Here is a 13484-nt window from a genome sequence, read left to right on the forward strand (position 1 = left end):
TGTTGATCGGCAACATGTCTCGATATGAGATGGGACGAGAACCTGGGCTTCCGGTCGTTCCCTTCGGGCCCGGCCGGTAGACCGTTCCGTCGGCCGTCACCCGTCCGGGTGACGGCGCTCGATCACGTCGTCCGAGGAGACCCTTCATGACCGCTGTTACCCTGACCGGCCGCGTCAGCGACCATTCCACCGCCGTGGACCGTTCCCTCCCGCGGTTCCGGGAGATCTTCGCGCGCATCGCCGCCGGCGCGGCGCAGCGCGAACGCGCCCGGGAGCTGCCATACGCGGAGGTGGCCGAGCTGTTCGCCGCGGGGTTCGGTGCTCTGCGCGTCCCGGTCGAGTTCGGTGGCCACGGGGCGACCCTGCCCGAGCTCTTCGAACTCCTCGCGGAGCTCGGGCAGGCCGATTCCAACATTCCGCAGATCCTGCGGGGGCACTTCACCACCGTCGAAATCCTCCGCAACCTGGACGACGGACCGGTTCGGGCCCACTGGCTGGAAAAGATCGGTGCGGGAGCGGCATTCGGCAACGCACAGTCGGAGCCCACCGGCCGGGGAACGTTCGACATCTCGACCACCGTCACCGACCACGACGGTGAGGCAGTGGTATCCGGCGAGAAGTACTACACGACGGGAACCCTCTACGCCGACTACATCCGGGTCGCCGTGACGGACGGCGATGCGCGGCGCCGTTTCGTGGTCGTGGCGGCCACCGCGGCGGGTGTCGACCGTATCGACGACTGGGACGGGATCGGTCAACGGCTCACCGCCAGTGGAACCACGAAGTTCGAGGCGGCACCGGTCGCAGAATTCGGCGAGTTCGGGCACCGCCCGGGATTCCTCGACCAGCAGTCCTCGTTCGTGCAGATCGTGCACGTGGCGACGCTGGCGGGGATCAACCGCAACGTGCGAGACGACGCAGTGGAACTCGTGCGCAGCCGCACCCGGACGAGTCTGCATGCGCCGTCCGATGCGGCGACGTCGGACTACGCGGTCCTCGGCGTGGTCGGGAAGATCGCGAAGAACGTTCTGGTCGTCGACAGCATCCTGCAGCGGATCGCGCAGGAACTCGAAGACGTCAACGCACGGTTCGCGGCCGAGGGGCCCACCCGCGACCTGTTCGCAGAGGTCTTCGTGAACACGTCCGCGGCGCAGATCGCCGTGATCGACGCGGTCCTGGACTCCGCCAACCTCATTTTCAACGCGGGTGGTTCCTCCGCGGTGCGAGAGGGACGCAATCTGGACCGCCACTGGCGGAACGCCCGCACTCTCGCCTCACACAACCCCGTGGTCTACAAGCCGACGGTCATCGGCGACTACCTGGTCAACGGCACCACACCCAAGTCGTTCGCCGACCGGTACGGCGAGCCGAAGAATTCTTGATCGCCGCTCCATCCCCGGAAAGAGCCTTGGCGTCGAGGATCGAGTGCGCGCGACAAGGTGTACTGAACAGAATCGTCGTGATCACAAACCTGTGCTGAACGGTCGCCGGTGGGCAGGATGGGAATACGGTCGACCGGAGATCCCGCGCGACCGGCCGATCTACCCACGAGGACCACCTGTGTATGACATTCGACGGTTGATTCTGCTCCGCGACCTCGCCGAGCACACGACGATGACGGCTGTGTCCGAACTGCACGGGATCACCACGTCCGCGGTGTCCCAGCAGTTGAGGATCCTCGAGGACGAGGTCGGTGCGGTCCTGACCCGCAGAGAGGGGCGCGTGCTGCGTCTCACCCACGCGGGCCGGGTGCTGGTCGATCACACGTCGAGAGTCGTTGCCGCACTGGAAGAAGCGGAGAGCGCCGTCGCGGCGACGGGAGAATCCGTCACCGGCGTCCTCACTCTGGCGACATTCCAGACCGCCCTGACCCGGCTCGCGCTGCCGGTGGCCACGCGACTGGGTCGAGAGCACCGCGGATTGCGGGTGCGACTCATCGACGCGATGCCGGTCAATTCGGTGCCTGCCGTCCGGCAGCAGGAAGTCGATCTGGCGATCACCTACACCTACTCGTTCCGTGCACGCGACCTTCCCGCCGGTCTCGCCTCGGAGTTCCTGTTCGACGACCCACTGGTGCTCCTGGCTCCGACTCCGTTGCGGGAGCGCGCGAGGCAGCAGGGGCTCGGCGCGGTCGCCGACGTGGATTGGATCGCCGCCTCCGACGGGGCCCCCTCCATCGTGTCGGTGATGTTCGCGTGCCGTCAGGCCGGATTCACGCCCCGGATCGAGCATCGGTGCGGCAGCTTCACAGGGATGGCGGAAATGGTCGAAGCCGGTTTCGGGGTGGCCGTGGTCCCCGAGATGGCGGTCTCCGAGGCCCACCGGCACCTCGTCGCGTGCCCCGTCGCCAACGGCGCGCGGCAGATCGGCGTCACGTACCGTCAGGCGTCGATCGAGCGCCCCGCGGTGGCCGCGGCCATCAGGGCATTGCGGATGGTCGCGGGGCCACTGCAGCTCGCGTCGTGAACCGTCTGCGGTCGTCCGACCCGGTTTGAGGATTTCTTAACGAATCTCGTAGCGTCACTGGCTTGTTCGCCTCACCTTCCCGCTCGATACTGAAGCACGTGACCATGAGTTCGCAACTGCACCTGAATATTTCACTTCTCACACCCGGGCACTTCCGCGGCTCCTGGCGGGTGGAGGGCAACAACCCCGGCGATTTCGTGGATCCGGCGCACTTCCGTCGTCTCATCCGGATCGCCGAGCGCGGACACCTCGACGCCGTTTTCGTCGGTGACAGTCCCGCGCTGTCCTCGGACATTCACCACGCTCCCGGCCTCGGTCTCGATCCTGTGGTCATGCTGGCCGATGCGGCCGCCGGAACGGAACACATCGGGGTGATCGCGACGGGATCGTCCACCTACAACGATCCCTACAACCTGGCCCGGCGATACCTGTCGCTCGACCATCTCACGGGCGGTCGGGCCGGGTGGAACGTGGTCACCACCCAGCATCCAGCGGCGTCCGCCAATTTCGGGTTCTCGGAGCCTCCCGACAAGGACGAAAGATATCGCAGAGCACACGAATTCGTCGATGTCGTGGCCAAGCTCTGGGACGGGTGGGAAGCCGGCGCGATCATCGGGGACACCGAGAGCGGGCGGTTCGCCGACCCGGACCGGATCACTCCTCCCGGCCATCGTGGTCCGATCCTGTCGGTCGCGGGCCCGTTGCCGCTGCCGCGCTCACCACAGGGCAGGCCGCTGATTGTGCAGGCAGGCGCGTCGGAAGGCGGCCTCGCCCTGGCGGGAAAGTACGCGGATCTCGTGTTCTCGGCAGCACAGACCGTCGACGTCGCGAGGAACCTCAGGACCGACATCCGCGGCAGGGCGGCGGCGAACGGGCGCGACCCCGACCGGGTCAAAGTCTCGACCGGTCTCATCACCGTCGTCGGCGGCACCGAGGCCGAGGCCCGGCGGCGCGAGGAGGAACTGCGCGAGACGATTCCGCTCGAGCCGGCATTGCGGCAGCTCGCGGGACAACTCGGTCTCGATCCTGAGCGGCTCCGGCTCGACACGGTGATCAGTGCCGACGATCTTCCGGGCACGGAGTCGTCGCTGCCCCGTTCGGCCGGATTCGCCGCGAGCACACGTGCACTGCTCGCCGGCGAACCCCTCACCGCACGGCAGTTGATCCACAAGTTCGCAGGAGGGGCGGGTCACCAGCTGGCCGTCGGGACCGGCGAACAGATCGCGGACCGGATCGAAGCATGGTTCCGCAGCGGTGCCACCGACGGCTTCACGATCATGCCGGGGGACGTGGGTACCGGCCTCGAGGCCTTCGTCGAACAGGTGGTGCCGCATCTGGTGAGCCGCGGACTCTTCCGCCCCGAATACACCCACCGCACTCTGCGGGGCAATCTCGGCCTCGAGGTGACCGAGACTGCCGGCCGCACCAGGAAGGAAAGCTTCACATGACTGTCGGAGTGACCGAACCCCGCACCACCGTGCGAGGACTCGACGAAAACCGATTCCGCGAGGTTCTCGAGTTCATCGCCTCCCGCGCCGAATACCACGACCTCACCGGGGAGTTCCCGTTCGACGCGTTCGATGCGCTGCGCCGGATCGGGGCGCAGTCACTGACGGTGCCCGAGCAGTTCGGTGGGGGCGGCGCCGGAATTGCCGAGGCCGTCGAGGTGATCGAGCGCGTCGGGGCGGCGGACCCGTCGGTGGGACTGATCCTGCAGTGGAATTACACCAACCACCTGACGCTCCAACGACCCGACAACCCGTGGCCCGACGACCTGAAGGCCGCCGTGTTCCGCACAGCGGTCACCGAGGGCGCCCTCATCAACGGTCTCGCGGTGGAACGCGAACTCGGCAGTCTGTCCCGCGGAGGCGTCCCCGCCACCACGGCCACCCGCCTGCCCGACGGCAGCTGGCGGATCGACGGCGAGAAGGCCTACGGAACGGGTATCTCGGGGCTGCACTGGTTCACCGTCACAGCCACCACCGCGGATCCCCAGCCGAAGGTGGCCACGTTCCTGTTCGACCGCCAGGCCACGGGCTGGCGGGTAAAGCAGACGTGGGACCACCTCGGGCTGCGCGCGTCGGATACGCAGACCGTGATCTTCGACAATGCCCGGATTCCGCACTCCCGGTTGGTGGATCTGCGCGACCCGAACGACGGCACCGGCAAGGTCCGCAGTGCAGGCAGGCAGGCGCTGCCCCTGCTCCTGGCCGCCAACTACAACGGGGTGTCGATCGCGACGAGGGACTGGCTGGTCCGGTACCTCCACACCCGAGTGCCCACCGCGCTGGGCGCGCCGCTGGCCACGGTGCCGCGCTTCCACGACCGCGTGGGGGAGATCGAAGCGCAACTGCAGACCAGCCGTGCACTGCTGCGGCACGCGGCGGCGGTAGTGGAGACCAACAGCGCCCTGCCCGCGTTGGCGAAGCACGTGGCGACGACGACGGCGATCCGGATCACCGAGTCAGCGCTCGACCTCACCGGGAACCCGGGACTGTCTCGCAGCAACCCACTCGAACGACACCACCGCAACGCCATGGTGGGCCGGATTCATTTCCCGCAGAGCGACTTCGTCGTCGCCAACCTCGGCAAGTCCGCCATCGCAGCGGGCGCGCCGGCCGAGGAGGAGCAGTGAGCAGGCAAGTTCACCTCAACGTCAACATTCTCAACGCAGGCGTCTTCGGTGGGTCCTGGAGGTTTCCCGGTACCGATCCGCTCGCCTCCTTCGGGCTCGACCACTACATCGACATCGCCCGGAAAGCGGAGGCAGCCAGGCTCGACGCGATCTTCCTCGCCGACGGTCCGGCGATCCGGGAAGACCTGCGCTACCGGCCGTTCAACAGCCTCGAACCGTCCGTCGTGCTGGCCGCGGTCGCCGCTGCGACGGAGACGATCGGTCTGATCGGCACACTGTCCTCGACCTACAACGACCCGTACGACGTCGCACGGCGTTTCGCCACACTCGACCAGCTCAGCGGTGGCCGGTCGGGCTGGAACGTGGTGACCACGGCGGGCAGGGAACCGGCGCGCAACTTCGGCTTCGACGACGAACCCGACCACGCCGGCCGCTATACCCGGGCCGCCGAGTTCGTCGAGGTGGTGCGGAAACTATGGAACAGCTGGGAGCCCGACGCCCTGGTGGGCGACAAACCGGCATGGCGATTCGCCGACCCCGACAAGATCCACCGCACCGACCACCACGGCCCCCACTTCGACGTCGCCGGACCGTTGAACGTTCCGCGCTCACCACAAGGGGAGCCGGTGGTGGTGCAGGCCGGTGCATCGACGAACGGGCGGGCACTCGCCGCCCGAGTCGGTGAGGTGATCTTCACGGCCGCGCAGACGGAACAGGAAGCTGCCGAGTACTACCGAGACGTCAAGGCCCGCGCCGTCGGTTACGGGCGCAGGGCCGAAGACGTCGTGGTCCTGCCGGGCCTGTCGACCGTGATCGGCAGCACCGAGGCGGAAGCGCTGCGCCGCCGCGACCTACTCGCCGAACTCGTGCCGCCCGAGTATGCGCTCACCCGACTGGCGGGTCAGCTCGGCGTCCCCGAGGACGCGCTGGTCCTCGACGGGCCTCTGCCCTGGCACCTGCTGACGGCCGCGGACGAGGCAGGCGGCTCGCAGACGTTCTACAAGATCGCCGTCGGACTGGCGCAGCGCGAGAATCTGACAGTTCGCCAACTACTGCGCCGACTCGGCGGCGGCGCCGGGCACCGCATCGTCACCGGCACCCCGGAGCAGATCGCCGACGCGATCCTGGACTGGGTGGACAAAGGCGTCGCCGACGGGTTCAACCTGATGCCCGACGTGCTGCCCAGCGGATTCGACGATTTCGTCGACCATGTCGTCCCGATCCTGCAGCGCCGCGGCCGGTTCCGCACCGAGTACGAGACGACAACTCTGCGCGGGCACCTGGGCCTGAAGATCCCGGCTCACACCGTGCCGACCTCGACGGACCGGGTGGTGGCGTGATGGGCGGAGTCGACGGTCGCTCGCTGCACTTCCTCGTCAACGTCGGAAGCGCCGGATATCACCCGGCCGCCTGGCTGGATCCTGAGCTGGCACCGGAGTCGTTCATCAGTCTCGACCATTACCGCCGGGTGGCCGCCGTGGCGGAGCGCGGACTCCTCGACGGATTACTGTTCCCGGACATCCCAGTACAGCAGCCGGGCATCGCCCGCGGTCCCGCGGCCACACTGGACCCGATTCTGCTCACGAGCGCTCTGGCCGTGTCGACCGAACGTGTCGGGCTGATCCCGACCGCCACGTCCACACTGAATCTGCCGTACAACCTGGCGCGCAGAATTCTCTCGCTCGATCATGTGAGCGGCGGCCGGGTCGGGTGGAACGTGGTCACCACGTTCGAGCCGAACGCCGCCCGTAACTTCGGCATCGAACATCTCCCCGAGCGCGACGAACGCTACCGGCGTGCCGGCGAGTACGTCGAACTGACGAAGAAGCTGTGGGACAGCTGGGAAGACGACGCACTGATCGGCGACCAGGCGTCGGCACGCTTCGCCGACCCCGACAAGGTGCATGCCGTGGATCATCGCGGCGAGTTCTTCACCGTCGCCGGGCCCCTGAACGTCACCCGTTCCCCACAGGGCCGACCAGTGCTGGTGCAGGCGGGTTCGTCCGCTCAGGGCAAGGCTTTCGCGGCGGCCCATGCGGAGGCGATCTATGCCACCCAGTTCGGGCTGGGGCCGGCGCAGCAGTTCGCCCGGGAGATCCGGTCGGCCGCGGCCGCGGACGGTCGCGACCCCGCCCAGATCCGAATCCTGCCCGGACTCGTCCCCGTCGTCGCCGGCACCACCGCGGAGGCGTCCGGCAAGTTCGACATCCTGCAGTCGCGCTTGCACCCGGACAGCGCCCCGGTGCGGGCACTCGCCCGGTGGCTGGGCTACCCGGACGAGGACCTGGACCTGGACGCACCGCTCCCCGAGCAGCTGTCGACACTGCCGGAGAACAGGGTCGGACCGCAGGGCTTCTTCGCGTCGCTGACCCGGTACGCCGCCGACACCGGGCACACCGTCCGGCAGCTCCTGTCCGAGTTCCTCGGTGGGCACCGCGTGGTGGTCGGTACTCCGGAGCAGGTGGCCGATCATGTCGAGACGTGGTGGCGGTCGGGCGCCGTCGACGGGTTCACCGTCATCCCGGCCGTTCTGCCCTCGTACCTGGAAGACTTCGTCGACCACGTCGTCCCGATCCTCCAGGCCCGCGGGCTCTTCCGCACCGACTACACCGGCCGCACACTCCGGAGCCACCTCGGTCTCCGCGAACCGATCAACACGTTTTCCCGCAGATGATTGCCCCGACAGAAAGCAGAAACCAGATCATGACGTACCGCCACCTCGGACGGACCGGTGTGCAGGTCAGCGCGCTCACGCTCGGCGCAATGAACTTCGGGTCCTGGGCGAACACCGACCACGAGGACGCCGCCCGGATCATCCACCGCGCGCTGGACGCCGGAATCAACGTCGTCGACACCGCCGACGTGTACTCGCAGGGCGAGAACGAGGAGATCGTCGGGAAGGCGCTGCACGGCCGCCGCGACGACGTGGTCCTCGCCAGCAAGTTCCACGGCCAGATCGGGTCCGACCCCACCCATCGCGGCAACTCGCGGCGCTGGATCTTCAAGGCGATCGAGGGCAGCCTCCGACGGTTGCAGACCGATCATCTGGACCTCTACCAGATCCACCGCCCCGACCCCGACACCGACTTCGACGAGACCCTCGGCGCGTTGAACGACCTCGTGCGGCAGGGCAAGATCCGCTACTTCGGCACCACCACGTTCGAGCCGCACCAACTGGTCGAAGCACAGTGGGCAGCCGACAGGCGCCACCTGCAGCGTCCGGTCACCGAGCAGCCGCCGTACTCCATTCTCGCGCGGGCCGCCGAACGCGCCACGCTGCCGATCGCCGAGAAGCACGGGCTGGGCGTCCTCACCTGGAGCCCGCTCGCCGGGGGCTGGCTGTCGGGCCGGTACCGCGCGGGCGAGACGGATGCCGCGGAGTCGAGCCGGTTGACCCGGCAGCCGCACCGCCACGACCCGGAGTTGCTCGCCAACCAGCGCAAGCGGGCCGCCGCCGAGGAACTGCAGAAGCTGGCCGACGACGCGGGCCTGCCGCTGATCCACCTCTCCCTGGCCTTCGTCCTCCAGCATCCCGCCGTCAGTTCCGTCATCATCGGGCCGCGGACCCTCGAGCACCTCGAGAGTCAGCTCGGCGCCGTCGACGTGAGACTGGGCAGCGACATCCTCGACCGTATCGACGAGATCGTCGCCCCCGGAGTCACGATCAGCCCGGCGGACGAGGGCTACCTTCCGCCGTCACTGACCGACGCGGCAACTCGCCGTCGCGCCACCACAGCGAAGGACGACCACTGATGGCACTGCAGGACTTCCGCGTCTTCGGACGCACGGGTGTGAAGGTCAGCCCGTTGACGCTGGGCACGATGAACTTCGGGGCCCGCGGCAAGACTACGCACGAGGACGGCATCCGGGTGATCCACCGGGCGCTGGACGCGGGCATCAACGTCGTCGACACGGCAGACACCTACTCGCGCGGGGAATCCGAGGAGATCGTCGGGAAGGCGTTGAAGGGCCGCCGCGACGACGTGTTCCTGGCGAGCAAGTTTCACAACGCCGTCGACGACAATCCACAGCATCGCGGCAATTCGCGTCGATGGATCACCGAGGCCGTGGAGGGCAGTCTTCGGCGCCTCGGCACCGACTACCTGGACCTGTACCAGGTCCACCGGCCCGAGTCGCACACCGAGATCGGCGAAACTGTCGGAGCACTCGACGATCTCGTTCGGGCGGGCAAGATTCGCTACTACGGAACCTCCGTGTTCTCGCCCGCGGAACTCGTCGAGACCCAGTGGGTGGCGGACTCCCGAAACCTGCAGCGCTCGTCGAGCGAGCAGGTTCCGTACTCGCTGCTGATCCGCGGCATCGAACGGGAAACCCTGCCGATCGCGCGCAAGTACGGGCTCGGCGTGATCACCTACGGTCCGCTCGCCGCGGGCTGGCTCAGTGGGAAGTACCGGATCGGTGCTCCGCAGCCGGAGTCGTACCGCACCGAACTGATCAAGGGCCGCTTCGACATCGACGCACCGGCCAACGCCCGCAAGCTCGCAGCCGCGGACGCACTTGCCGTGCTGGCGGAAGAACTGGGCATCAGCCTGATCCAACTGTCCTTGGCGTTCGTGCTGGCCCATCCTGATGTGACATCCGCGATCGTCGGACCACGCACCATCGAGCACCTCGACAGCTATCTGGACGCCGTCGATGTGACACTGTCCGGTGAAGTGCTGGACAGGATCGACGAGATCGTCCCGCCCGGAACGGTGTTCACCGAGCGCGACACCGGAAAGATTCCCGAGGCGCTGGCCCGGCCGGAGCTGCGACGGAGCCCCGCCGCGTAACACGAGGGCCGGCGGAGGCCCCGCCAACGCGTCTCGAGGAGACGTCGTTGACGGGGCCATCCACCACGTCCGGTGTTCTTACCCCTCTTCTCGAACACCGCATGTCACCGCAGCCTCTCCCAAGACCGCGGCATACTGAACGTACTTGCTTTCCGGGGGCGGCGCACCAAATCAATTCTTTGCGAATATAACTCGGCTTTCGCGCTCAACGTAGCTCAGCGACCCTGTCGAGCGAGCCGTTCCCCCGGCGTCGTCGCTCCCCAGACTCCGTGCTGTTGGCCGGTGTCGAGCGCATACGCGAGGCATTCCTCCACCACCGCGCAGCCGCGGCAGAACTCCTTGGCGAGATCTTCCCGCTCGAAGCGCGCGTTCCTGCGTTCGGCGTCCGCCGGGAAGAAGATCTCCGCGTCCTCTTCATGGCAACGCGCCGACAGTCGCCACTGCCACAGCTCTGTGTCGTGACGCTGCAGTGTTGTCACCGGTGTCGACATCTTTTCGACTACCCCCTTCGGTCTCGGGTCGTCCCGTAGTACAGCCGATCGGCTGTCGCCGGAGAAGAATTCGAATCTCGAGGATGCGAAGATCCGATCGGCGTGACTCGAATCCTGTTGTTCGGCGACCGTCCTTGCCATGCTGATCGAGTGACACCGGCGCGGCCTCGAAAGGTAGACGCATGACCATCCTCGATCCACCCACAGTCGATGCTGCGAGCCTCGGCGTCTACGACTCGATCACCGATGCCATCGGCAACACGCCCCTCGTTCGGTTGAACCGGGTCACCGAAGGCATCTCCGCGACGGTGTACGCCAAGCTCGAGTTCCTCAATCCCGGCGGAAGTGTGAAGGACCGTGCCGCCCTGGCCATGATTCGCGCGGCGGAGGAATCGGGAGAGTTGCTACCCGGGGGCACCGTCGTGGAAGGCACGTCGGGCAATACCGGGGTCGGTCTGACGTTGGTTGCTGCCGCCCGGGGTTACCGTTCGGTCGTCGTCGTGCCCGACAAGACCAGCGCCGAGAAGATCGGGTTGCTGCGCGCGCACGGGGCGCAGGTGCATGTGACGCCCGGCGGACGGCCCAGTCATCATCCTGAATTCGTCCGCAACGTCGCCATTCGGCTCGCGGCGGAGATTCCCGGCGGCTGGCTCGCCGGTCAGTACGACAACCCGGCCAATCCGGACGCGCACCGCACCACGACCGGACCGGAGATCTGGCGTCAGACTCAGGGCCGGGTCACCCATTTCGTGGCGGGAGTCGGAACCGGTGGGACCATCACGGGGACAGGGGAGTTCCTGGCCGAGGTCTCCGGCGGTGCCGTGCAGACAGTCGGCGCGGACCCCGAAACCTCCGTGTACGGCGGGGGCGACGGCCGGGCCTGGTACATCGAATCCGTCGGCCACTTCCTGCACCCGCAGACCGAGACAGACGAGTGGCCGGACTCCTACCACCCGGACGTCGTCGACCGACTCGAGCGGATCACGGACGTCGAGGCCCTCACGGTGCTGCACCGCCTCGCCCGGGAGGAAGGACTCCTCGTCGGGGGTTCCGCCGGCACCGCGGTCGCCGCCGCCCTGCGGGTCGCGCGGACTCTCGGCCCGGACGACGTCGTGGTCGTGATCGTCCCGGACTCGGGCCGGGCGTACCTGTCGAAGTACTTCGACAACGAGTGGCTCGGACGGCTCGGCTTCCCGCTCTACCACGCCCCGAGCGGACCCGTCGTGGGTGACGCACTGGGTGGCCGGGGAATCGCACCCCGGACAGTGCCGTCGACCGTGACCGTGGCCGAGGCAGGTGACCTGCTCACGGACACCCCGGCGCTACCCGTCGTGCTGGCGCGCCCGGGTACCGGTCCGATCGTGGTCGCGGAGATCCTGGGGGCCGTCGGTCCCGAGGCGCTGTCGGACGCTCCGGACGACGACCCGGTCGGCGCGCACGTCGCTCAGCCGCTGCCCGTCGTGGGAGTCACCGAGGAGTTGTCGGTGGCAGTGCGGCGAATCGGCGGACACCGGGGGCCGGTGGTCGTGGCCGAGGCCGGGCGGGTGGTGGCGCTCGCAGACGCCGACGACATCCGCACCGCCGCGGGCGAGCATCGGTAGGCCGATCCTGACCGACCTCGACACAGCACCGGAACGCACCGATGCCGGACCGGCGCTTCGCGACACGGCGGGACGTCGGGAGGTGCTCGTCTGCGCCGCCGCCGGTTTCACCACACTCCTCGACTCCGCTGTGCTGGGCATCGGCTTGCCGGCCATCCGGTCGTCCCTCGATGCGGGGACGGCGGACGTGCAGTGGATTCTGGCGAGTTACTCACTGACCTTCGGTCTCGCCCTCGTCCCCGCGGGGCGGATGGGGGATCTGATCGGCCGAAGGCGGCTGTTCCTTGCGGGTTTGAGCCTGTTCGCCGTCATGGGCCTGGTCGGTGCCCTCGCCGCGGAGCCGTGGACTGTCGTTGCGGCCCGCCTCGGCCAGGGCGTCGGGGCGGGAGTGGTCAGTTCCCAGGTCCTCGGCATCATCTCCGACCGCTACTCCGGGCCTCGTCGAGTCAAGGCACTCGCGGCATACGGAACGGCCGGGGGGCTTGCCGGTTTCATCGGTCCGATCGTCGGTGGTGTGCTCCTCGGGGTCGGGGGTCCCGATTGGGGGTGGCGGCTGTTGCTTGTGCTGAACGTGCCGTTCGCGGTCGTCACCGTTGCGCTCGGCGCGCTGTTCCTGCGTCGTGACAGCCGCTCCCGGTCGGGGGCGACAGTCGATGTCGTCGGTCTCGGGCTGATCGCGGCTGCGACGACGCTTCTGCTGTTGCCGATGGTGTCGCACTTCGGGGCGACGCGAGCGGTGCTGTCGGTGTCGGGTTCGATCCTGGCTCTGGGGTGTTTCCGCTGGTGGGAACGGCGCTACGCGAGTCGCGGCGGCACGCCGGTGCTGTTGCCTGCATTGATGCGGGCACGTGGCTACACACTGGGTACGGCGGTCGCGTTGTTCTGGTTCGGCGCCCTCCTGGCGATGAACGCCGTGATGAGCCTCTATCTGATCGAGGGACTCGGCATCGCACCACTGCACGCGGCCCTGGTGATGGCGGGAAGTTCGGTGATGATGGCGGTGACCTCGGCAGTCGGCTGGCGGGTGGTCGCCCGGTTCGGTCGCGCCGCGGTGGTGGGTGCCATCGTCGCGGAACTGTTCGTGGTCGCCGGATACGTGCTCGCGGTCACTGTGCTGCCGCGGACGTCGGTGCTCGCGGTGGTCGCCGCGCTGGCGGTTCTGTCCGGGGTCGCGAGCGGATTCGTCGACGCCCCCAACCGTGCGATGACGCTCGAGCATGCGCCGGCCGGTGTGAGCGGCGTGGCCGTGGGATTCCTGCAGCTGTCGCAGCGGTTGTCGGCGACCGTCAGCCTCGCCGCGGTGCCCGGCCTGTATCTCGGAGTCCTGTCCGCGGACGCCGGGAACTACGGCCGTGCGATGGCGGCGGGGCTTGCAGTGTGCGCCGGAATGCTGTTGTTGTCGTTGGCATGTGCCGTCCGGGACGGCCGCAGGAGACGAGAATGACGGTTCCGTGGCCCCGCCGTCGGCGCTGCAGCATCGGCCGCTTCGGATCGGTGC

General features: G+C 68.1%; 11 protein-coding genes. 10 read left to right on the top strand and 1 reads right to left on the bottom strand.

Annotated features, from left to right (window positions below):
- Positions 1–146 precede the first annotated feature (146 nt).
- The 8 genes from CJ179_RS30020 (at position 147) to CJ179_RS30055 (ending at position 9894) form a co-directional block, all read left to right on the top strand.
- Positions 147–1382, top strand: coding sequence for an acyl-CoA dehydrogenase family protein (locus CJ179_RS30020; protein WP_095863837.1), 1236 nt, complete (start codon positions 147–149; stop codon positions 1380–1382).
- Between the two features lie 178 nt (positions 1383–1560).
- Positions 1561–2466 carry a LysR family transcriptional regulator gene (locus CJ179_RS30025; protein WP_095863838.1) on the top strand — a complete coding sequence of 302 codons (906 nt, stop codon included), beginning with the start codon at positions 1561–1563 and terminating at the stop codon, positions 2464–2466.
- 104 nt (positions 2467–2570) lie between these two features.
- Positions 2571–3914, top strand: coding sequence for an NtaA/DmoA family FMN-dependent monooxygenase (locus tag CJ179_RS30030; RefSeq protein ID WP_095864022.1), 1344 nt, complete (start codon positions 2571–2573; stop codon positions 3912–3914).
- Positions 3911–5101 (top strand): acyl-CoA dehydrogenase family protein, encoded by a 1191-nt coding sequence (locus CJ179_RS30035; RefSeq protein ID WP_083395854.1) that lies wholly within the window; start codon positions 3911–3913, stop codon positions 5099–5101. Before CJ179_RS30030 ends, CJ179_RS30035 begins: the two co-directional genes overlap by 4 nt.
- Entirely contained in the window at positions 5098–6441 is a 1344-nt protein-coding gene (locus CJ179_RS30040) for an LLM class flavin-dependent oxidoreductase (RefSeq protein ID WP_095863839.1), read from the top strand. Before CJ179_RS30035 ends, CJ179_RS30040 begins: the two co-directional genes overlap by 4 nt.
- A complete protein-coding gene (locus CJ179_RS30045; RefSeq protein ID WP_095863840.1) occupies positions 6441–7775 on the top strand; it encodes an NtaA/DmoA family FMN-dependent monooxygenase in 1335 nt (444 codons plus the stop codon). Before CJ179_RS30040 ends, CJ179_RS30045 begins: the two co-directional genes overlap by 1 nt.
- A gap of 29 nt (positions 7776–7804) precedes the next feature.
- Positions 7805–8854: an aldo/keto reductase gene (locus tag CJ179_RS30050; RefSeq protein WP_206012518.1), complete on the top strand. Its 1050-nt coding sequence runs from the start codon at positions 7805–7807 to the stop codon at positions 8852–8854.
- Positions 8854–9894 (top strand): aldo/keto reductase, encoded by a 1041-nt coding sequence (locus CJ179_RS30055; RefSeq protein WP_179377682.1) that lies wholly within the window; start codon positions 8854–8856, stop codon positions 9892–9894. Before CJ179_RS30050 ends, CJ179_RS30055 begins: the two co-directional genes overlap by 1 nt.
- A 215-nt stretch (positions 9895–10109) precedes the next feature.
- On the opposite strand, the gene CJ179_RS30060 is transcribed toward CJ179_RS30055, so the two are convergent.
- On the bottom strand, positions 10110–10373 hold the full coding sequence (locus CJ179_RS30060) for a WhiB family transcriptional regulator (protein WP_244163789.1): 264 nt from the start codon (positions 10371–10373) through the stop codon (positions 10110–10112).
- Between the two features lie 194 nt (positions 10374–10567).
- Between CJ179_RS30060 and CJ179_RS30065 the strand changes: the two genes are divergently transcribed.
- On the top strand, positions 10568–11986 hold the full coding sequence (locus CJ179_RS30065) for a PLP-dependent cysteine synthase family protein (protein ID WP_095863841.1): 1419 nt from the start codon (positions 10568–10570) through the stop codon (positions 11984–11986).
- 130 nt (positions 11987–12116) lie between these two features.
- The gene (locus CJ179_RS30070; RefSeq protein WP_373560162.1) at positions 12117–13430 is read left to right on the top strand and encodes an MFS transporter; all 1314 of its coding nucleotides are present in this window, start codon (positions 12117–12119) and stop codon (positions 13428–13430) included.
- Positions 13431–13484 lie beyond the last annotated feature (54 nt).

It is taken from the genome of Rhodococcus sp. ACS1 (assembly GCF_002300155.1).
GTDB lineage: Bacteria > Actinomycetota > Actinomycetes > Mycobacteriales > Mycobacteriaceae > Rhodococcus_F > Rhodococcus_F koreensis.

Bases quoted from the DNA above. Each gene is read 5' to 3' on its own strand.
- CJ179_RS30045 (WP_095863840.1), top strand. From the start codon at position 6,441: ATGGGCGGAGTCGACGGTCGCTCGCTGCACTTCCTCGTCAACGTCGGA.
- CJ179_RS30065 (WP_095863841.1), top strand. From the start codon at position 10,568: ATGACCATCCTCGATCCACCCACAGTCGATGCTGCGAGCCTCGGCGTC.
- CJ179_RS30050 (WP_206012518.1), top strand. From the start codon at position 7,805: ATGACGTACCGCCACCTCGGACGGACCGGTGTGCAGGTCAGCGCGCTC.
- CJ179_RS30035 (WP_083395854.1), top strand. From the start codon at position 3,911: ATGACTGTCGGAGTGACCGAACCCCGCACCACCGTGCGAGGACTCGAC.
- CJ179_RS30055 (WP_179377682.1), top strand. From the start codon at position 8,854: ATGGCACTGCAGGACTTCCGCGTCTTCGGACGCACGGGTGTGAAGGTC.
- CJ179_RS30030 (WP_095864022.1), top strand. From the start codon at position 2,571: ATGAGTTCGCAACTGCACCTGAATATTTCACTTCTCACACCCGGGCAC.
- CJ179_RS30020 (WP_095863837.1), top strand. From the start codon at position 147: ATGACCGCTGTTACCCTGACCGGCCGCGTCAGCGACCATTCCACCGCC.